The organism is Butyrivibrio sp. WCD3002, from assembly GCF_000424265.1.
In the GTDB taxonomy this organism is placed as follows: Bacteria; Bacillota; Clostridia; order Lachnospirales; family Lachnospiraceae; genus Butyrivibrio.
In genome coordinates, this window is the sequence record NZ_AUJO01000004.1 from 87,061 (window position 1) to 108,188 (window position 21,128).

The 21,128-nt window shown below is 36.2% G+C and carries 19 protein-coding genes and 1 tRNA gene; 5 read left to right on the top strand and 15 right to left on the bottom strand.

Going from position 1 to position 21,128, the window contains the following annotated elements; translation table 11 throughout:
• Window positions 1–116 precede the first annotated feature (116 nt).
• From G608_RS0107020 to rpmH, 15 genes are all read right to left on the bottom strand, one after another.
• Window positions 117–190 (bottom strand) — tRNA-Arg (locus G608_RS0107020).
• Window positions 191–245: 55 nt separating this feature from the next.
• Window positions 246–2,474 carry a hypothetical protein gene (locus G608_RS0107025; RefSeq protein ID WP_026495436.1) on the bottom strand — a complete coding sequence of 743 codons (2,229 nt, stop codon included), beginning with the start codon at window positions 2,472–2,474 and terminating at the stop codon, window positions 246–248.
• Window positions 2,475–2,597: 123 nt separating this feature from the next.
• Window positions 2,598–3,482: a DUF3881 family protein gene (locus tag G608_RS0107030; RefSeq protein ID WP_026495437.1), complete on the bottom strand. Its 885-nt coding sequence runs from the start codon at window positions 3,480–3,482 to the stop codon at window positions 2,598–2,600.
• 44 nt (window positions 3,483–3,526) lie between these two features.
• On the bottom strand, window positions 3,527–4,813 hold the full coding sequence (gene serS / locus G608_RS0107035) for a serine--tRNA ligase (protein WP_026495438.1): 1,287 nt from the start codon (window positions 4,811–4,813) through the stop codon (window positions 3,527–3,529).
• Window positions 4,814–4,862: 49 nt separating this feature from the next.
• Window positions 4,863–5,372: a DUF4446 family protein gene (locus G608_RS0107040; RefSeq protein WP_026495439.1), complete on the bottom strand. Its 510-nt coding sequence runs from the start codon at window positions 5,370–5,372 to the stop codon at window positions 4,863–4,865.
• Window positions 5,373–5,392: 20 nt separating this feature from the next.
• A complete protein-coding gene (locus G608_RS0107045; RefSeq protein WP_026495440.1) occupies window positions 5,393–6,289 on the bottom strand; it encodes a ParB/RepB/Spo0J family partition protein in 897 nt (298 codons plus the stop codon).
• 60 nt (window positions 6,290–6,349) lie between these two features.
• Window positions 6,350–7,114 carry a ParA family protein gene (locus G608_RS0107050; RefSeq protein WP_026495441.1) on the bottom strand — a complete coding sequence of 255 codons (765 nt, stop codon included), beginning with the start codon at window positions 7,112–7,114 and terminating at the stop codon, window positions 6,350–6,352.
• A 215-nt stretch (window positions 7,115–7,329) separates the two neighbouring features.
• Complete coding sequence (rsmG, locus tag G608_RS0107055) at window positions 7,330–8,064, bottom strand: 16S rRNA (guanine(527)-N(7))-methyltransferase RsmG (RefSeq protein ID WP_026495442.1); 735 nt, start codon at window positions 8,062–8,064, stop codon at window positions 7,330–7,332.
• A 64-nt stretch (window positions 8,065–8,128) separates the two neighbouring features.
• Complete coding sequence (gene mnmG, locus G608_RS0107060) at window positions 8,129–10,051, bottom strand: tRNA uridine-5-carboxymethylaminomethyl(34) synthesis enzyme MnmG (protein WP_026495443.1); 1,923 nt, start codon at window positions 10,049–10,051, stop codon at window positions 8,129–8,131.
• Window positions 10,052–10,059: 8 nt separating this feature from the next.
• On the bottom strand, window positions 10,060–11,457 hold the full coding sequence (gene mnmE, locus G608_RS0107065) for a tRNA uridine-5-carboxymethylaminomethyl(34) synthesis GTPase MnmE (protein WP_026495444.1): 1,398 nt from the start codon (window positions 11,455–11,457) through the stop codon (window positions 10,060–10,062).
• Between the two features lie 120 nt (window positions 11,458–11,577).
• Window positions 11,578–12,372 (bottom strand): RNA-binding cell elongation regulator Jag/EloR, encoded by a 795-nt coding sequence (jag, locus tag G608_RS0107070; protein ID WP_026495445.1) that lies wholly within the window; start codon window positions 12,370–12,372, stop codon window positions 11,578–11,580.
• Window positions 12,372–13,679: a YidC/Oxa1 family membrane protein insertase gene (locus G608_RS0107075; RefSeq protein WP_051208974.1), complete on the bottom strand. Its 1,308-nt coding sequence runs from the start codon at window positions 13,677–13,679 to the stop codon at window positions 12,372–12,374. Before G608_RS0107075 ends, jag begins: the two co-directional genes overlap by 1 nt.
• A gap of 16 nt (window positions 13,680–13,695) precedes the next feature.
• Window positions 13,696–13,905, bottom strand: a complete 210-nt coding sequence (yidD, locus tag G608_RS22830; protein WP_081677339.1) for a membrane protein insertion efficiency factor YidD — start codon at window positions 13,903–13,905, stop codon at window positions 13,696–13,698.
• On the bottom strand, window positions 13,877–14,254 hold the full coding sequence (rnpA, locus tag G608_RS20285) for a ribonuclease P protein component (RefSeq protein WP_051197888.1): 378 nt from the start codon (window positions 14,252–14,254) through the stop codon (window positions 13,877–13,879). Before rnpA ends, yidD begins: the two co-directional genes overlap by 29 nt.
• 97 nt (window positions 14,255–14,351) lie before the next feature.
• Window positions 14,352–14,486, bottom strand: a complete 135-nt coding sequence (rpmH, locus tag G608_RS0107085) for a 50S ribosomal protein L34 (protein ID WP_026495447.1) — start codon at window positions 14,484–14,486, stop codon at window positions 14,352–14,354.
• Window positions 14,487–14,982: 496 nt separating this feature from the next.
• Here rpmH and dnaA point away from each other — a divergent pair, with 496 nt between their 5' ends.
• The 5 genes from dnaA to gyrB all read left to right on the top strand — a co-directional run bounded on the left by dnaA (window position 14,983) and on the right by gyrB (window position 21,042).
• Window positions 14,983–16,374, top strand: coding sequence for a chromosomal replication initiator protein DnaA (gene dnaA, locus G608_RS0107090; RefSeq protein ID WP_026495448.1), 1,392 nt, complete (start codon window positions 14,983–14,985; stop codon window positions 16,372–16,374).
• A 280-nt stretch (window positions 16,375–16,654) separates the two neighbouring features.
• On the top strand, window positions 16,655–17,764 hold the full coding sequence (gene dnaN / locus G608_RS0107095) for a DNA polymerase III subunit beta (protein WP_026495449.1): 1,110 nt from the start codon (window positions 16,655–16,657) through the stop codon (window positions 17,762–17,764).
• An 11-nt stretch (window positions 17,765–17,775) separates the two neighbouring features.
• Complete coding sequence (locus G608_RS0107100) at window positions 17,776–17,991, top strand: RNA-binding S4 domain-containing protein (protein WP_026495450.1); 216 nt, start codon at window positions 17,776–17,778, stop codon at window positions 17,989–17,991.
• The gene (gene recF / locus G608_RS0107105; RefSeq protein ID WP_026495451.1) at window positions 17,988–19,094 is read left to right on the top strand and encodes a DNA replication/repair protein RecF; all 1,107 of its coding nucleotides are present in this window, start codon (window positions 17,988–17,990) and stop codon (window positions 19,092–19,094) included. The genes G608_RS0107100 and recF overlap by 4 nt, the downstream gene beginning before the upstream one ends.
• Window positions 19,095–19,104: 10 nt before the next feature.
• Complete coding sequence (gene gyrB / locus G608_RS0107110) at window positions 19,105–21,042, top strand: DNA topoisomerase (ATP-hydrolyzing) subunit B (protein WP_026495452.1); 1,938 nt, start codon at window positions 19,105–19,107, stop codon at window positions 21,040–21,042.
• Window positions 21,043–21,128 lie beyond the last annotated feature (86 nt).

A 21,128-nucleotide genomic window follows, 5' to 3' on the forward strand; every position in this document is an offset into this window, starting at 1 on the left:
TGGCTTCCTCTCTCTAGACGTTCCCGATGTGGTGCTGCACATCCGGGGGATGTGCGCTTAGCACTGACCGAAGTGGAACGGAGATCGAACACACGACCTTCCGCTTATCTACCAAACGTTCCCGATGTGATTCGAACACACGACCTTCCGCTTAGGAGGCGGACGCTCTATCCAGCTGAGCTACGAGAACTCACTATGCGCTATTTATACGCGCCTAGTTATTTTATCACAGCAGTTTTTATTGTTCAACTAGCTTTGCCTTTTCTTTTATGGTAAAAGACCAGAATTACAATTGCTGTTACAACAGATATTATCTGAGCAAGTCTCCAGGTAAACGGCTCACTGAAGTATACTTTTATACTTCCGCTAAAGCCTGCAGGAATCTCAACAGCTACTTTTTTTGAGTCTGACTCTGTCACATTAAGTGATTTACCATCACTCTTTGCCTTATATTTTTTATAGCTCCAAAGCGGAAACTCTGCTGTAATATCCTGTCCGCTCTCGTTATTTATATCAGCAAATATAGTTGTGGCTTTCCTCTTAGTAATACCTCCGGAGATACCTTCTACTTCAGGAAGTATAAGCTCTGCCTCTCTGTAAGCTAGAGCGGCGTCAGCCCCTATGATTCCAAACTCATCAAGACCGTTAAAATAACATTTTCCTGAATCTATTGCAGAAACTGTATGTCCAGTTCTTAAGAGCTCATCGTAAAAAGTAAGGTCTTGCCCTATTGTCAGGATAGTCAGACAAAATGCTATGATGGCAGCTATCTCCATTCCAAGTGCTTTTCCTTCTTTTACAAAATTATCCTCTAATGCACCAAGTGATAACACAGTAAGAAGTACCACAAGTACGCTTATTACTCCGAGGAAATGCCATGGGAACTGAAGTATCTCCAGGGCTGAGTATAATTTTTCCGGAAGAAATCTGTAAACATCATAGTATGGGAACCACTTTGTGCACATGAAAATAAGTACTACTGTGCATAAAAGGAGCTTTGTTACCGTATTCTTAAGCTTACCAAAATATCCTTTTCCAAGAACTGCAGCGCAGATGAAAAGTGCTATCAGTGATGAGAAGCCAAGTGCTGCCCATCCTCCCGTATACTGCATGCTATCGGGTTTTGTCATAAAAAGATATTCCGGATTTGTGGCATTTCCCCAAAGGATATATCCATGCTCACCCATAAGCATTGGCACATTCATCAGATAGTCAACTACAGGAAGCATGAAATGTAATCCGAGAAGAATTGTAAGGCCAAGAGTTTTAAGGAGCTTTATGAATATCTTTTTGGAAAATGTCATCCTGAAAAATACAAGGCAGATAACCGGGATAACCATTACAAGTATAAATGTGGAATGGACATGGGTCTCGATAGTCATATCGATTCCAACAGCCATCTCAATTATGCCTATATATCCACCCAGCTTCACGCTGTCTGTATATATATCCCACATTCCAAGAAGGATAAGAGGCAAAAATGCGAAGGCCGCAAACTCTCCCACAAGGGCACCTGAGTAAATACTGTGAAGGTGGAATCCCATAAGTGAGTAAAGGGCTGCCCCGGCAACGCCGAGATATTTTTTATTTGTGATATTTCCAAAGGCTTTGTATGAAATAAGTACTGCTATGACATTCATCATCAGAATGTAGAACTTATATGCAAAAGCCAGTGAAAAGCCTAGAACTATCAGTACTGCCGAAGGGTAAAGGAACATGGAACCATATCCTACTCCATCAGCATAGCCATAGCCGTTGCACCATAATGGGTGTATTTTTACAGGAAAAATACCACTTTTAATTCCATCTGCTATAGCACAGAATCTTGTGAGATGATAATTTAAATCATCTCCAAAATACACACCCTTATGAACAAGAGGATAACTTGATAAAGCAATGATTCCAGCAAGAAGGGCTGCAACAGCGGCATTTTCCTTAAGCCATTTATCAGTTTTTTCTTTATAAAGCACAAATGCTGCTATCAAAAGATCAATTACTAAGAATAAAAAAAGCCATATTGAAAATTCGTGAAGTATTGTTCTACCTCTAAGATATTCAATGTGAATATCTCCTACCATGATGTAATCTTCATCTGCCAATACAGGGAAATTAACTCTGAAATTTCCGGATCTGTTGATATACGCAAGATGTCTGCCTGTCTTATTTTCTGTATTGTAAATACCAATTACATCCGACACCACATTGTCTGCACCTTTATTTCCGGAAAAATCATCCACCGATTCAATCTCGGAATAGATATCCTTTTTGGAATCCTCGTAAACATTATTAGTATCATAGGTGTAGCTGATATCATATATACCTTTTTCAAGATATATATTTTCAGTGGTTATCATCTGACCATTATGATACGAATGATCACAATAAGCGCCCTTCTCATATCCGTTATCTTTTCCCATATATAACAGAAGGTCATCCTGAAGGATGTCCGTTGCCATTTGTCTGTTAAATGACATGGTGTGTACTCCTAAAAGGATGACTTCTAATAAAATAATCAATGCAAAAAATATGCGTTTTTTATTCATGATACTTTTTGTTTTCCCCTAATTTTTTCCATACACAATCATATTAGTGGCTGATCAATCCTCTGCATAATTGACATAACCCTGCATCCAGATATTTCCTTTAAATCTTCTTCCGGGCTTTGGTTCTCCGAGAAGATCCTTTCTGTTAATGCAAACATCAAATATGAATTCATTGCAGTTTATTGTCATTACTACAAGAGTCTGGCCTGTGAGTCTGTTAGTCTCCTCGTGGCAATCCATTATTTCTCCCATAACAGAATACTGGTCACTTTCAACTCCGTAGGGCATGAAGTAATTATCTACAAGAGTATAGATATCAGTAGTCTTTATCTGCTTGGAAAGTGCACTGTAGGTATCCATATCCTCTATTGACAAGGATTCCATTGCTGACTCATCGCCTTTTCTGGCTTTGTGCATCAGCTTTTCTCTCTCGCGTGTTCTTTTTCTGACAAAACTCTTATCACTGTCTGTCTTTGCTATAGGCATTACGACAGTACCATTAGTTGAAAGAGCAGACATTGTAAGAGTGGTGCCGCGTATCGGAAATTTGTTTTCATTCTGCACTTTGATATATGGAATCATGTTTTGCAGATAAAAAATGATGGTAACTCCGACACGAAGATCATCACAGACACCGGCATAGGATTCTCTTGAAGCGTGACGTGTAACTGTAATGTCTTCTTCAGTTGTTATGCCGGTACCTCTGATATAGGGATAATAGTAATCGTACATGAATTTGTCCTGCTCGTTGAACTCGCCGCAGACACAAATTCCTATACCATCAGCGAAATCCTTGCAGAATTCTCCGAGCAACTTATCGCCATCCTTGGTAACATAGGATCTTGAATCTGCTTTCTGCACTGTCATCGCTATCAAATTCTGAATGTCTTCTCTGCTTTTTATATTTTCAAAGCCTATTGCCCGTAAATAATTATGCACGGATTTCACCTCCTTTCGTTCTTTCTATAAATATTTCTATAATCTTATTTTACAGGGATGAGCTTCTCTTTTCCACCCATGTAAGGTCTAAGTGCAACAGGTACATTTACTGATCCGTCTTCATTGAGATTATTCTCAAGGAATGCAATAAGCATACGAGGCGGAGCAACTACTGTATTGTTAAGTGTGTGAGCAAGATAATTTCCATCCTTGCCCTTGATTCTGATCTTAAGTCTTCTTGCCTGAGCATCACCGAGATTTGAGCAGCTGCCTACTTCGAAGTACTTCTTCTGTCTGGGTGACCATGCCTCAACGTCGCAGGACTTGCACTTAAGATCTGCAAGATCACCTGAGCAGCACTCAAGTGTACGAACAGGAATATCCATTGAACGGAAAAGATCAACAGTGTTCTGCCAGAGCTTGTCATACCAAACCTTTGATTCTTCAGGCTTACAAACAACGATCATTTCCTGCTTTTCAAACTGGTGAATTCTGTAAACACCTCTCTCTTCGATACCATGTGCACCTTTTTCCTTACGGAAGCAGGGTGAATAGCTTGTAAGAGTCTGAGGAATGTCAGCTTCTTCAATAATCTGTTCCTTGAACTTACCGATCATTGAGTGCTCACTTGTACCGATAAGGTAAAGGTCCTCACCTTCAATCTTATACATCATGGCTTCCATCTCAGGGAAACTCATAACACCTTCTACAACATTTCCGTGAATCATGAAAGGAGGAACACAGTAAGTAAAGCCTCTGTCGATCATGAAGTCTCTTGCGTAAGAGATAACTGCAGAATGAAGTCTTGCGATATCGCCCATAAGGTAATAGAAACCATTACCTGCAACTCTTCTTGCTGCTTCAAAATCAATACCGTTGAATCTTTCCATTATATCTGTGTGATAAGGAATTTCAAAATCCGGAACTACAGGCTCGCCGAACTTTTCAATTTCAACGTTCTCAGAATCATCTTTTCCGATCGGAACGCTTTCATCTATGATCTGAGGAATTACCATCATGATCTTAAGAACCTTCTCGTCAACAACCTTCTGGTTTTCCTCAAGCTCTGCAAGTCTCTTTGCATTAGCTGCTACCTCAGCTTTTTTAGCCTCAGCCTCTTCCTTCTTACCCTTAGCCATTAATGCTCCGATCTCTTTTGAAATCTTATTTCTGCTTGCGCGGAGATCATCTGCTTCCTGCTGATTTGCTCTTCTCTCGTTATCAAGTTCGATAACCTCATCAACAAGTGGAAGCTTTTCATCCTGGAACTTCTTCTTAATGTTTTCTTTTACTACTTCAGGATTTTCTCTTAAAAATTTGATATCTATCATTTTTGCATCTCCTTATTTATGCTTATTTTTTCTGACTTAAAACATAGATTTATCTATAGTTAATGGCTTCATCCAACGCAATCTGTTCTTCTTCACCAAGCTCAAGATCACATTTACCATTTTTGATTTCCTTTGAATATGTATAATTTCCATCAGTGCTATGAACTGAATTCAGTAGGAAACCGTTGTTGTCTTCATCAAGAAGTGCAAGTGCATAACTAAGTTTTCCACCCATCTGATTGAAGGCATCATATTTAATAATACCGATTTTCTGGAAACAGTATGCTAATCTGTTATACAGATTGTTAATGTCTTTTTGATTCTTTTGTGTCGCTTTTTTGATAATCTCATTATCCTCAAAAAGAGCAACAATTTCATCTTCTAGGGAAGCAGCCTGCTTTCCCTTCATAAATTTAGATATCTGTTCCTTGATACTCTTTATTTTTTTACCCTGCATTATTATGATAACAAACAGGATTATTATCAAGAGGATATTTATTATTAGTACATATGTAATATCCAAATTTATTCCCATTGAATCTAAAAGATTACTATTCATTTATTTCCCCTACCCCATTTTTATTTATAAAGCTTTTCTGTAATTTTCTCCAAATCATCTGTGCTATAGAACTCTATCTCAATCTTACCGGTTCCATCTCCCTTGGAAACAATCTCTACCTTTGTTCCAATTGCCTGCTTACATCTCTCCTCAAGCTCTCTGTAAGCTGATTCAACACTTTCGTTTTTGTCTACAGATTTCTTCTTCTTTTTATCCGGCTTACCGATATTTTTTACAAGCTTCTCTGTTTCTCTAACGTTAAGCTTTTTATCAAAAACTTCCTCAGCAATCTGAAGCTGTTCTTCCGGATTCTCTATAGAAATAAGTGCTCTCGCATGTCCCATGCTGAGCTTCTCATCTATAAGCATCTGTCTTACTTCATCGCAAAGCTTTAAAAGTCTAAGAGAATTGGTAATAGTTACTCGGCTCTTTGATACCTTCTCAGCAACAACATCCTGAGTATATCCAAACTCATCGATGAATCTCTTATATGCCAAAGCTTCTTCTATAGGATTGAGATCATCTCTCTGGAGGTTATCAATAAGAGCATACTCTGCAATTTCTTCCTCAGTAAGATTTTTAATAATTACAGGAACTTCTTTAAGACCTGCCTTCTTGGCAGCTCTCCATCTTCTCTCTCCTCCGATGATCTCATAATGATCACCTCTGTCCTGAACAATAAGAGGATTTATAATTCCGTGCTGCTTAATTGAATCAGAAAGCTCGATGAGTTTATCCTCATCAAAGGTTTTTCTGGGCTGATCTCTGTTAGGTTCAACCTTTGTAATATTGACTGTTGTTACCTGTCCCTCTTCAGGAGTCTCGGAGGTATTTGATTTAGTTGATGACTTAGGTGCGGGTGCAATAAGAGCATCAAGTCCTTTTCCAAGTCCTCTCTTTGCATTTTTTGGTGGCATATTTCATCTCCTCTATATTTAGTATAATGTTTCACGTGAAACACTAATAGTTGTAATTAATTAAAATTTTCTTCCGATTACTTCATCTGCTAAGAGTCTGTATGCTACAGCTCCTGCTGACTTAGTATCATAAAGATTTATCGGTATTCCATAGCTGGGTGCTTCTGCAAGTCTGATATTTCTAGGAATGATTGTTTTATATACATTCTCATTGATGTGATCTTTAACATTCTCTACAACCTGTAAAGAAAGATTTGTTCTGGAATCATACATTGTAAAGATGACTCCTTCCATCTCAAGTTCATTGTTGAGTCTGTCCTTTACAAGATTAACAGTGCGTACCAACTGGCTAAGTCCTTCCAATGCGTAGTACTCACATTGAATCGGAACAAGTACAGTATTTGCTGTAGTCATTGCATTTATAGTAAGCATACTAAGTGAAGGAGGACAATCGATTATAATAAAATCATAGTTATCTCTGATTTTCTCGATCGCATTCTTTAAGATATATTCCTTCTCTTCCATGTCAATGAGTTCGATCTCAACAGCAGCAAGATCAACATTGGCAGGAATAATATCAAGTCCATCTACTACATTTTTAATAAGAACGTCTTCCACATCAGCCTGTCCTATCAGTAATTCATAGATTGTATTTTCTAATTCATTCTTATCAAGTCCAAAACCACTGGTGGTATTTCCCTGAGGATCGGTATCGATCACAAGAACTTTTTTTCCTTTTTCTGCCAGGGTAGCAGATAGATTAATTGAAGTAGTTGTCTTACCAACTCCGCCCTTTTGGTTAGCGATTGCAATTGCTCTTCCCATATTTGCTATATCTCCCTCTTATTATTAAACTCAATTTTGTATTATATCATAATTATAAAATTATTTTATTGGCAAATTGTTTAAATTATATGCTCAATTTTCTAGTAATTAATGTTTCACAAATAAAAACAACTATATATTGGGTGACAATGTTTCACGTGAAACAATTACTTGTAAGAAAATATTTTCAAATTGTAATGTTTCACGTGAAACTTTTATAAAGGTTTTTTTTGTGGTGTACCTGCTTTTCGAGGATACTTATGTGGAGTATTCTGTCTCTTCTTAATAATACATATAGTTCTATTCACATCAGTACCGGGAAGATTAAATTCTTCGATTGAATCTGTTTTACCACCAAGAATAAATATAGCATTATTGGCTTCATCAATTTCTTCTTTTGCTTTATCTCCCTTATATGAAATAAATGATCCGTCAACTTTGATATAAGGAAGACAGTATTCACATAGTGTTGAAAATCTGGCTACTGCTCTTGAAACACAAATATCAAATTTTTCTCTAAGTTCACCTGTTTTGTAATCAGAAAAATCTTCTGCTCTTCCATGAACGGTTTTAATAGATCCAACACTATTAAGGTCAAGTTCATTAATTACTTCATCAAGAAAATTCAATCTCTTTTGGAGAGAGTCTAATAGAGTTACATGCAATTCAGGAAAAACAATTTTAAGAACAATGCCCGGAAATCCGGCTCCTGTTCCAACATCTATAAGTGATAAATCTTTTTTAGTAAAATCAAAATATTTTGCTGATGAAATACTATCAGTAAAATGTAATTTACATACTTCATCAAATTCAGTTATGCCGGTAAGATTCATTCTGGTATTCCAATCAACCAACATTTCAAAATATTTATCAAACTGATTTAATTGGTTTTCAGAAAGACTAATACCAAAGGATTTAAAGTCTTCAATCATAGTTTCAAAACTATGCATTTATATTTCTCCTTTAAAATACAATATATAGTGTTTCACGTGAAACATTATATACAATTAGTAGTTATTCAGATTTAGTTCCTCTATTATAATTTTCAAGATAAACTAATAAGACTGAAATATCAGCAGGATTTACTCCACTTATTCTGGATGCCTGTCCAACATTTACAGGTCTAAACTTTTTAAGATTTTGTCTGGCTTCTAATCTTAGACTAATTACATCATCATAATCTATATCAACCGGAATTATCTTTTTCTCAGTCTTCTTAAATTTGTCGACCTGTCTCTGCTGTCTTTCTATATATCCCTCATACTTGATATTGATTTCAACCTGTTCGATTACATCGTTCGGAAGTTGAGGTCTTTCAGGATCAATATCACTTATGTTTTGATAATTTAGCTCGGGTCTGCATATTAACTCAGCAAGTGAAACTGCTGTTTTTAATCTGGGTGATTCGTGCTTATCCATAAATTCCTGAATTTTAGCATTAGCACCAACCTTAATACTCTTTAATCTTTCAGTCTCTTCCTGTATCTGTTTTTCTTTTAAGATAAGTGCATTATATTTTTCTTCAGAAATGAGTCCTACTTCATAGCCTTTTTTTCGAAGACGAATATCTGCATTATCCTGTCTAAGCAAAAGTCTATACTCAGCTCTTGATGTCATCATTCTGTATGGTTCGAGATTATCCTTTGTTACAAGGTCATCGACCAAAACACCAATATAACCCTCTGATCTGTCTATAGAAATATAAGGTTTACCAAGTATCTGCATGCAGGCATTTATACTTGCATATAATCCTTGAGCAGCAGCTTCTTCATAACCACTGCTACCATTAAACTGACCTGCACTGAAAAGTCCTCTTACTTTTTTAATTTCAAGTGTAGGATGAAGTTCACCAGAGCATAGGCAATCATATTCAATTGCATAAGCATTTTTTACAATCACACAATTTTCAAGTCCGGGTACAGTTCTGTACATCTGAAGCTGAACATCCTCAGGCATGGATGAACTCATTCCGTCAACATACATTTCATTTGTATGTGTTCCCTCAGGTTCAATGAAAACCTGATGTCTGATTTTATCAGGAAATTTAATAACCTTATCCTCAATAGAGGGGCAATATCTCGGTCCTATACCTTCAATTACACCTGCATATATGGGTGACCTATCTATGTTATTTCGTATTATTTCGTGTGTTTTTTCATTTGTATAAGTAAGATAGCAATTATGCTGCTCCTTCTGAACAGATTCAGGATCAGTATCAAATGAAAAAGGTATTACAGGAGTATCACCGGTCTGAACTTCCATCTTGGAATAGTCGATAGTATTTCCATCCATTCTTGCGGGAGTTCCTGTTTTAAATCGTCTCAGATTTATTCCGGCTTTTATCAGAGAATCAGATAAAAGGTTAGAAGGCTGTAATCCATTAGGACCGGTATACTGAATTGATTCTCCGCAAAGACATCTGCTTTTAAGATAGGTACCGGTACAAAGAATTACTGATTTTCCTAAATATTCCAGACCAGTAACTGTCTTAACACCTTTTATAATTTTTTCATATCCTTCTTTTTTAAGCTCTGCATCTTCAATATCTTCAAAAAGAATTTCTGAAATCTCAGATTGCTTTATTATAAGATTCTCCTGGTTTTCTAAAATTCTTCTCATGGAATTTGAATATTCAAGCTTATCTGCCTGGGCACGAAGAGAATGGATGGCAGGTCCCTTAGATTTATTAAGCATCTTGGACTGAAGAAAGGTCTTATCTATATTTTTACCCATTTCTCCGCCAAGAGCATCAATCTCTCTTACAAGATGACCCTTTGATGATCCTCCAATATGTGGATTACAGGGCATGAAGGCAATATTGTCCGCACTTAATGTGAACATTATAGTCTTAAGTCCAAGCCTTGCAGCCGCCAGGGAAGCTTCGCATCCGGCATGACCTCCACCTATTACAATTACATCTACAATATCAGCTACCATAAAAACTCCTATTTACCCATACAGAATTTTGAGAAAATCTCATCAATAAGATCTTCATCAACTTCCTGTCCAATTATTTCACCAAGAAAAGCATAAGCATTCATAAGATCAATTGAATAAAAATCTTCAGACATTCCATCTTCAATACTTACGCTTACCTTTTCAAGACTGGTCTTAGCATTTATTAAAGATTCCTTTTGTCTAAGATTAGTAATATATACCTCTTCTCTTGGCATGATATTTCCGCTTAAAAACATAACAGATATTATTTTCTCCAGTTCTTCAATACCTGTCCTGTCAATCATTGAAGTTTTAATAACTTCAATCTCGTCTCCATACATTTTGTGTATGGATTCTTCAGTGATACTAATACTATCACTGATGTCATTTTTATTAAGTAAAACAATCACATGATTGTTATGGATTATATTTTTTATTCTTTCATCATCTGACAACTCATCATCTGTGGAATCAATGATATATAAAATAAGATCAGCTGTTGAAGCAGACTTAACTGCCTTTTCAACTCCTATTTGTTCAATCTTATCTTCGGTGTCTCTTATTCCGGCAGTATCAATTACATGAAGCACAATATCGCCAAGCTTAATATTTTCCTCAATAATATCTCTGGTTGTTCCTTCAATATCTGTAACTATTGCTCTCTCTTCACCGGCCAGCATATTTAAAAGAGATGATTTACCTGCATTTGGTTTTCCAATGATTACAGTTTTGATTCCATCTTTTCGAATGATTCCTTCATCGGAATTCTTTATAAGCTTATTAATTTTAGCAAGCCACTTATTATTCTTCTCAGAAAGATTTTCATCAAATCCGGTAAGATCATAATTCTCAGGATCATCTATTGCCGATTCTATAAATGCCATCTCATATAGAATTTCTTTTCTAAGTTCATCAATCTGTTTAAAAAGTTCACCTCCAAGCTGAAGCTCAGAATTTTTCATGGAAAACTCATTCTGAGAATGAATAAGATCCATAACAGCTTCTGCTCTTGTAAGATCAATTCTTCCATTAAGAAAGGCTCTTTTAGTAAATTCACCGGGCTCAGCAAGTCTGCATCCATTTTTTATAAGAAGCTTTAAAATGGTTTCCATAATCAGTCGACCACCATGAGAATTTATCTCTACTACATCTTCCTTAGTGTAGCTTCTTGGTGCTTTCATTACAGATATCATAACTTCATCAATTTTATTTTCATTTTCATCACATACAAATCCGTAATGAATAGTATGAGAATCAAAATTCTTTAAAGAATGATTTCCTTTAGCATCGATATAGAATTTGTCTGCCTGTTCAATAGCTGATGGCCCGCTTATTCTGATGATACCAATACCGGCATCTATCATTGCGGTAGCTATAGCACAGATTGTGTCTTCTTTAAAATACATATTATTCCTCTGAAAAAATGAAAACAAAATTTCTTTGGCAACCTTTTTATCATATATGAAATATCAAGGAATTTCATATATGATAAAAAAGCTGCCGCATTAAATGCGACAGCCCCATAATTATTTCTTCAGTGTAACTACAACTCTTCTGAAAGGTTCTTCGCCTTCACTATGAGTAGTAACATACTTATCACCCTGTAGAGCTGAATGTATAATTCTTCTCTCATAAGGATTCATAGGTTCAAGTGAAACTGATTGCCTGTTTTTACGAACCTTATAAGCAATATTTTTTGCAAGATTCTCAAGTGTGGCTTTTCTGCGAGTTCTGTAATTCTCTGTATCAACCTTAACGTGAATATAATCTTCACTGTCTCTGTTAACAACAAGAGAAATCAGATACTGGATAGAGTCAAGAGTCTGTCCTCTCTTACCGATAAGAACACCCATCTCATCTCCTGATAAATCAACCTCGAGAACTTTATCTGTTTCGTTGTATTTGGCATCAACGTTTACTTCCATCTTCATAGCACCAAATACATTTGATGTAAATTCTTTAGCCTTGCTGATAAATTCATTATCATATACATAAGAAGCAGGCTTTTCTTCAGGTATTTCTTCCTTTACTTCTGAAACCTTTTCAGGTTTGATGTTTTTCTTCTTTTCAGAATTAAAGGCCTTTTCTGATTTCTTTTCTTTTACAACTTTTTCTTCTACTACTGTGCTCTCTTCAACAGGTTTTTCTTCTGATTTAACCTTAGCCTTGATTATTGCAGGCTTTACATTAAAACCAAATAATCCGATTGAAGGCTGCTGTATTACTTCATAGTCAAGTTTATCGCTTGTAACGGATAACTGAATGCAAGCATCTGTGATACAATCATCAACTGTTTTAGCTGATATCTCAATGTATTCCATTACTGTTCCCCCTTATTATTTTTCTGATCGAATTCCTTAACCATATTAGCTCTTGCAAGAAGACTGTTCTTATTAGCTTTTCCGGAAGCGTAGATATCATTTGCCTTCTTAATCTTCTCATCCTTTTCAGCCTGAGAAATCTTAGATGAAGATGCTGCAGACATATTTCTTGTGTTCATGTTTGCATATCTGTTCATCTGAGGAGTTGCCTTCATTGCTTCAAGCTTTTTGTTATATTTATCGATGTTCTTCTCAATCTGAGCATCGATGTCCATCTTATCAATGTGCTTGTTGATAACAATCTGCTGAATTGTTCTTACTACGGCATTTGCAATCCAGTAGATACCCATACCTGCCGGGAATGTAAATGTGAAGAATAATGACATAACAGGCATCATCATGTTCATGGTCTTCATTGAGTTAGCCATCTGAGCTGCCTGGTCATTAGGGTCATTCGATGTATTTGCTGCCTGAGGCATAAGCTGGATGCTTACCCACTGAGTAAAAGCAGAAAGTGCAGGAATGATAATAGCACCTATAAGTAAAAGGAAGTGCTTTTCTGAAAAAGCAGTCTTTACCATAAAAATAGGTGAATCAGCAATGTTAAGTCCAAGGAAATTGTTGAATCTGTTAAGAAGATCATGGGTCTGATTTACATAACTTGAAAGATCACCAAAATTATCTAACAGATTATTCCAGTCTGTTGTAGATGCCTTATTAAGTACATCGATGAAAGTATTTTCGATGTATTCAACATTTCCTGATGTGAAAGAATCGTTTGTAAACTGTCTTGAAAACTGAGAAGCGCTTGATAATGTCTGTAAGAAATCACTTGCTCCTGCAGTCTCGCGAAGCTTTGAAACTAAAGGATAAAAAGCATCCTTAACCTGTGCAACATAAGCAGGCATTGAATAAATAACACGATAGAGTGCTATAAGAATAGGAAACTGAATAAGCATCTGAACGCAGCTTCCTGTCTGCGATACACCATACTTAGCATAAAGAGCTTTTATCTCTTCCTGCTGGGCAAGCATGGAATCATTATCCTTTTTGCCTTTGTACTTTTCCTGAATAACCTTAAGTTCAGGACTAAGTCTGCTCTGAAGCTTTGAAAATTTCTGCTGCTTATAAGTTAAAGGTAACAACAGAATATTTACTATAACAGTAAATAAAATAATAGCAAGACCGATATTAGGAATACCAATTTTATTAAGAGCCATGAAAATCCAGTTCATGATATGGCCAAGAAACCATGCAACTGGTCCTACGATCTTCCCCTGATATTGTGTTAATGCAATTAAATTCAAAATTCATCCTCCGTAATTACGGTACAGGATCATAACCCCCGCTTGAAAAAGGATTACATCTTAGTATTCTCCATAAAGCTAAAATGCTTCCTTTTAAAGCTCCGTATTTTTCTATTGCTTCCAATCCGTATTCTGAACACGTCGGTATATACGGACATTTTGTTCTCTTTAAAGGAGAAATATACTTCCTATAAAGTTTAATCAGAAATATCAGTATTTTCTTCATAATTCACCTCATCATTTTTCCTTAGATGAGACTTTCCTGCCAGATATAAGAATGACTTCTCGATTTCAAAGAAACCTGCATCCTTAGCACGGCTTCTGGCAACGACTACTATATCTAAACCACTATTAAATATATTTTCATGTAGCCTGTACGATTCACGAACAAGTCTTGCAAACCTGTGCCTTACAACACTGTTCCCAACTTTTTTACTTGCTGAAATACCAAGTCTGTTTATTTTAAGACCATTTTCTCTGACATAAACAACAATATTTTTATCCACATAGCTCTTACCGGTCTTATAAACAACATGAAAATCAGCTGTCTTTTTTAGCGATTCTGTTTTGATCATTCGTTAATTCCAAATTGAAACTTTATATAACATATAAAGAAATACGCGAACATGCATAGTAGCACATTCGCGCAAAAGACCACAATATGTGGCCCTATTATGCAGATATTCTCTTTCTACCCTTAAGTCTTCTGGCAGCAAGTACCTTTCTGCCTCCCTTAGTTGCCATTCTTGCTCTAAAGCCGTGAACACGAGCTCTCTGAAGCTTATGCGGCTGATAAGTTCTCTTCATAGTCGAAATACACCTCCTTCTTTAATTTGTATGCTAAATTGCATGCAATAAAAATTACTGTCTAATCAGAAAAAATCGATGTTATTATAGTAAAAATAAGAATTTTAGTCAAGCACAAAAAGAAATGTGGATAACTCGCAATTTTTTTCACAAAAATTTCTTCCAAGATATAGTATCAAAAAAAGTTATCCACACCAAAATGTTGATTTTGTGGATAACTTGTTATTATCTGTAAATTTAATATTTTTATCCACAAAATGTGGATAGAATGTGGAAAACATGTTTGAATAATGTTTATAATCAATTAAAAAATCCAGTATTTATGCGGGATTCATTCAGTGAATTAATATTTTCCACTTTTCCACTTTTTCCTCTCATATATTAAATTATAATTTTTTTTCAATATTTTTAAAAAAGTTATCCACAAAATGTACTTGTTTGATATTTATACCCCTATACGCTAAAATATTTCATAAATTCGCATTGGGAGAAATATATGGAAAAGGATACTGAAATTACACAAAAACTACATGAAAACTGGGAAGTTTTAAAGGATGAAGTCAGGGGAGATCTGGATATGACCACAATATCCTTTGACACCTGGGTAAAGCCTCTTTCTTTTTACAGTTATGAGAACGGAATTGCTACTATAATAATACCTTTTGATGACAGCAACGCTCTTAACTATATAGAAAAGAAATATCTAAAATTCTTCATAGTAAGAATATCTGAATTTCTTGATAAGAATGTGGAAGTAAAATTCGTACTAGAAAAAGATATTATTAATAATGAAGAAACTCATCCAAAAAAATCTGAAGAGCATGAAAACAGTCTTAATAACTATGAGTTTTCAAACCTTAATCCAAAATACAGATTTGATACATATGTCGTAGGCGGCAATAACAGATTTGCTCATAATGCATCTCTTGCTGTAGCCGAGTCACCAGGAGAAGCCTACAATCCTCTTTTCTTATACGGAGGACCGGGACTTGGTAAGACTCACCTTATGCATGCTATCGGACATTTCATTATTGAGAACAATCCCGGATCAAAGGTTCTTTATGTTACTTCTGAGCAGTTCACCAATGAAGTTATCGAATCCATCAGAAGTGGTAAAGCTGAAGCCATGAGCAGACTAAGAGACAAATATCGTACTGTGGATGTTCTTATGGTCGATGATGTTCAGTTTATTATAGGAAAAGAAAGTACTCAGGAAGAGTTTTTCCACACCTTTAATGTTCTTCATCAGTCAGGAAAGCAGATCATTCTTTCATCAGATAAACCTCCGAAGGAAATGGAGACTCTTGAAGAAAGATTCCGTTCAAGATTCGAGATGGGTCTTATCTCAGATATTCAGGCTCCTGACTATGAGACAAGAATGGCAATTTTGAAAAAGAACGCCGAAAACAATGCCCAGACAATAGATGATGAAGTTTTTGAATATATAGCTACCAATATTAAGTCTAATATCAGAGAGCTGGAGGGTGCTTATAATAAGATCATCGCTTTCTCAAGACTTAAAGGAATGGCTACTATTACAATAGATGATGCCAAGGAAGCTCTGAAGGATATTATTTATCCCGATGTTTCCAAGGTAATAACAATTCCTCTTATTATAAGTACAGTTTGTGAGCAGTACGGAATAAAGCAGGATGACATCACTTCCAAAAAGAGAAATAAGGAAATTGTACTTCCAAGACAGATAATCATGTATCTTTGCAGGGAATATACAGATGCTCCTCTCGAAGAAATCGGAAGAGCTCTTGGTAAGAAGGATCACACAACCGTAATGAGCGGTATAAATAAAATTAAGGATCTTCTTATCGGAGACAATGAAGTTTCAAGAACTATAGATATTATTAATAAGAAGCTTAACCCCGGAACATAATGTGGATAAATTTGTTTATAAACAGTTTATAAAATGTTTATAAATTAGTTTTGGGAGTGGAAAACTTTTTTATGGGTTTAAATCGCAAAATTTGCCTTGTGGTTAATCTGAAAGTTTATAACATTAAATTTTTATTTATCAACTATTAAAAATTTGTAAAAAAGGCAGATAAATTGTATAATGAATAAGGATTTCCACAAATCAACAGCTATTATTATCTATATTATTAAATAATAATTAATTTATATATATTATGGTTTTTCGAAGGGAGCTTTGAGCAATGAAATTTGTTTGTTCTAAATCGAATCTTGTTTCCGGATTACAGATAGTATCCAAGGCTGTACCAAACAAGACTACAATGTCTATACTTGAATGTATTCTTATTGATGCAACTGAAGGAGTTATTAAATTCATTGCTAACGATATGGAACTGGGAATACAGACCGAGGTAGACGGTAATATTTTAGAGAGAGGTTTTATAGCTATTGATGCAAAGATTTTCTTTGATATCATTCGTAAGCTTCCTGATAATGATGTAACTGTAGAAGCTGATGCTTCAAGAAAAGTAACTATCAGCTGTGAAAAGGCTAAATTCAGTATTATTGGAAGAAATGCAGATGACTTCACTTATCTTCCCAGCATTGAGAAGATTGATGGAATAAGTGTTTCACAGTACACCCTTAAAAATGTAATTCAGCAGACAATCTTTTCCATTGCGGAAAATGATACAAATAAGATGATGAGCGGTGAGCTCTTTGAAATTAACCAGGATACACTTAAGCTTGTATCTCTTGATGGCCACCGCATCTCTATCAGAAAAGTAAAGCTTCAGAACTCTTATGCACCTAAGAAGGTTGTAGTTCCCGGAAAAACATTATCTGATATCAGTAAGATTATTACCGACAGCACAGAGAATAATGTTGATATTTACTTTACAGATAAGCATATTCTTTTTGAGTTTGATAAGACAATAGTAGTTTCAAGACTTCTTGAAGGAGAATACTTCAACATCGATCAGATGCTTTCAAGTGACTATGAGACTAAGATGACAATTTCAAGAAGAGAGATGATAGACTGTATCGACAGAGCTACTCTTCTTGTAAAGGAAGGCGACAAAAAGCCAGTTATCATTTCCATCGGTGATGAGAAGATGGAACTTAAGATCAACTCTACCATCGGAAGTATGGATGAGGAAATAGATATTGAAAAGCAGGGAAAGGATATCATAATAGGATTTAATCCCAAGTTCCTGCTTGATGCACTTCGTGCTATTGAAGATGAAAGCATAGATATTTATATGGTTAATCCCAAGGCTCCCTGCTTTATAAGAGATAAGGATTCAACCTATATTTACCTTGTTCTTCCTATCAACTTTACAACAGTCAGCTAAAGAGAGAATAAATGATTAAGATTAGTTTAAGAGAAGGCGAAGAATTTATAAAACTTGGTCAGGCCTTGAAAAAAGCCGGCCTTGAGGAGTCCGGTGTCGATGCCAAGATGGATATACAGGATGGTCTTGTAAAAGTAAATGGCGAAGTGGACACAAGACGCGGACGCAAGCTCTATGAGGGTGATGTAGTAGAATTCAGAGATGAACAGGTACAGATAACGAAATGATAATAAAGTCATTAGAACTTGCAGATTTTAGAAATTATGAAAATCTGAAAATAGAATTTAGCAGCGGTACCAATATTTTGTACGGCGATAATGCTCAGGGCAAAACAAATATCCTTGAAGCAATCTATATGGCTGCTACTACTAAATCTCATAAGAGCAGTAAAGATAAAGAGATTATTTCTTTTGGAAAAGATGAAGGTCACATAAGGACCATCATTGAAAGAGATGGTGCAGAGTATCGGGTAGATATGCATCTTCGAAAAAGCAGATCCAAAGGAATAGCCATAGACGGACAAAAAATAAAAAAAGCTTCCGACCTGGTCGGAAGATGTAATGTAGTTTTTTTCTCACCAGAAGATTTGAGTATCATAAAGGATGGTCCGGTTGAAAGACGCAGATTCATGGACATGGAGCTCTGTCAACTGGATCAAATTTATTTAGAAAATCTATCTAAATATACCAAACTGATTGCAGAAAGAAATAAGGTTCTCAAAGATATTTTTGAACATCCGGAAACAAAGGTTTTACTTGATGTACAGGATGCTCAGATTATTGAATACGGATCGGTAATAATAAAATCCAGAGAAAAATTTATTAAAGAACTCTGTGAAATAATAGGTCCCATTCACCAAAAGTTAACAGGTGGAAGGGAAAATCTGAATATTTACTATGAACCCAATGTAACTGTTGCTGATTTTGAAAAAAAGCTGAGAGAATCAAGGCAAAAGGATATTTATCTTAAGCAAACAACAGTAGGTCCTCATAAGGATGACTTTTCTTTCAATGTCAGAAGTGAGAATCTTACTAACAAAGATGAAATAGATATCAGAAAATACGGTTCACAGGGACAACAGAGAACTGCTTCTCTCTCACTTAAGCTCTCTGAGATAGAAATTGTAAAAAAATCCAAGAAGGAAAACCCTGTTCTTCTTCTTGATGATGTTTTATCAGAGCTTGACAGTAACAGACAGAATTATTTGTTAAATACAATCGGTGATATACAGACGATCATAACCTGCACGGGTCTTGATGAGTTTGTAAATAACAGATTTGAAATCGATAAAGTATTCAGAGTAGTAAACGGAACAATTCCGGAAGACTAAAGGGGATAAAATGAGTAACGAACAAAACAACTATGGTGCTGATCAGATACAGATTTTGGAAGGACTCGAAGCTGTTCGTAAAAGGCCCGGTATGTATATCGGAACAACAGCCAGCAGAGGACTTCACCATCTCGTTTATGAGATTGTGGATAACTCAGTAGATGAAGCACTTGCAGGATTTTGTGATCACATAGAAGTAAATATAAATGCAGACAATACCATTACCGTTATGGATAACGGACGTGGTATTCCTGTAGATGTTAACCATAAATCAGGACTTACCGGTGTTGAAGTTGTATTTACAATCCTTCATGCCGGCGGAAAGTTCGGCGGTGGCGGTTATAAGGTATCCGGTGGTCTTCACGGAGTTGGAGCTTCTGTTGTTAATGCTCTTTCTGAATGGCTTGAGGTTCAGGTTGTCAGAGGCGGCAAAATCTATCAGCAGCGCTACGAAAGAGGTAAGGTACTCTACCCTCTTAAGGAGGTTGGAACTACCGATAAAGTAACTTCCGGTACAAAGGTTTCCTTTAAACCCGATGCACAGATTTTCAAAGAGACTACAATTTTTGAATATGACATTCTTAAGAAGCGTCTTAGAGAAATGGCGTTCCTTACAAAGGGACTTAAGATAACTCTCAGAGATTACAGAGTTGCCGAGGGAGAGGAAATTGTTGAACAGCATTTCCACTACGAAGGTGGAATTAAGGAGTTCGTTCAGTATCTCAACAAGAGTAAGAACACTCTTTATGATCAGATAATGTACTTTGAAGGAAACAAGAACAACGTTCAGGTTGAAGTATCACTTCAGCACAACGACTCCTTCAATGAAAGCACATATACCTTTGTTAATAACATAAATACTCCTGAAGGCGGTACTCACCTTGAGGGATTTAAGGCTGCTCTTACAAAGACCTTTAATGACTATGCAAGAGAAAACAAAATGCTTAAGGACAACGAGGAAAACCTCACCGGTGATGATATAAGAGAAGGTCTTACATCTATCATCAGTGTAAAGATTGAGGATCCTCAGTTTGAAGGACAGACTAAGCAAAAGCTTGGTAACAGTGAAGCAAGAGGTGCTGTAAACAGTATAGTTTCAGAACAGCTTACATATTTCCTTGAGCAGAATCCTCAGGTTGCAAAGGTTATACTTGAAAAAGCAATCCTTGCCCAGCACGCAAGAGATGCTGCAAGAAAGGCAAGAGATCTTACACGTAGAAAATCTGCTCTTGATGGAATGGGACTTCCCGGAAAGCTTGCAGACTGCTCCGACAAGGATCCTAAGAACTGTGAGATTTTCATAGTTGAGGGAGATTCCGCGGGTGGTTCTGCTAAGACAGCAAGATCCCGTGCAACACAGGCTATTCTTCCACTTAGAGGAAAAATCCTTAACGTTGAGAAGGCAAGAAGAGACAGAATTTACGACAATGCCGAAATCAGAGCAATGATCACTGCATTCGGTACAGGTATTCACGAAGACTTTGATATTGAAAAGCTTCGCTATGACAAGATTATTATCATGACCGATGCCGACGTAGATGGTGCTCATATCGCTACTCTCATGCTGACCTTCCTTTACAGATTCATGCCTGAGCTTATTAAAACAGGTCATGTATATCTTGCTCAGCCTCCGCTTTATAAGCTTGAGAAGAACAAGAAGGTTTGGTATGCCTACAGTGATGAAGAATTAAATAAGATTCTTAGTGACGTAGGTCGTGATCAGAACAACAAGATTCAGAGATATAAGGGACTTGGAGAAATGGATCCCGAGCAGCTTTGGGAGACAACAATGGATCCTGAGAGACGAATTCTTCTCCGCGTAAATGTTGATGAAGAAGCTGAGTCCGATGTGGATGTAACCTTTACTACTCTTATGGGTGACAAGGTTGAACCAAGACGAGAGTTCATAGAGAAAAACGCAAAGTTTGTTAAGAATCTTGATATATAATATTGGCCTTTCATTTTATATTTTATGAAAAGGCGTCAGCGAAGCTGACGGATAAGGATAAAAAATGGCGGATAACAATAATAACA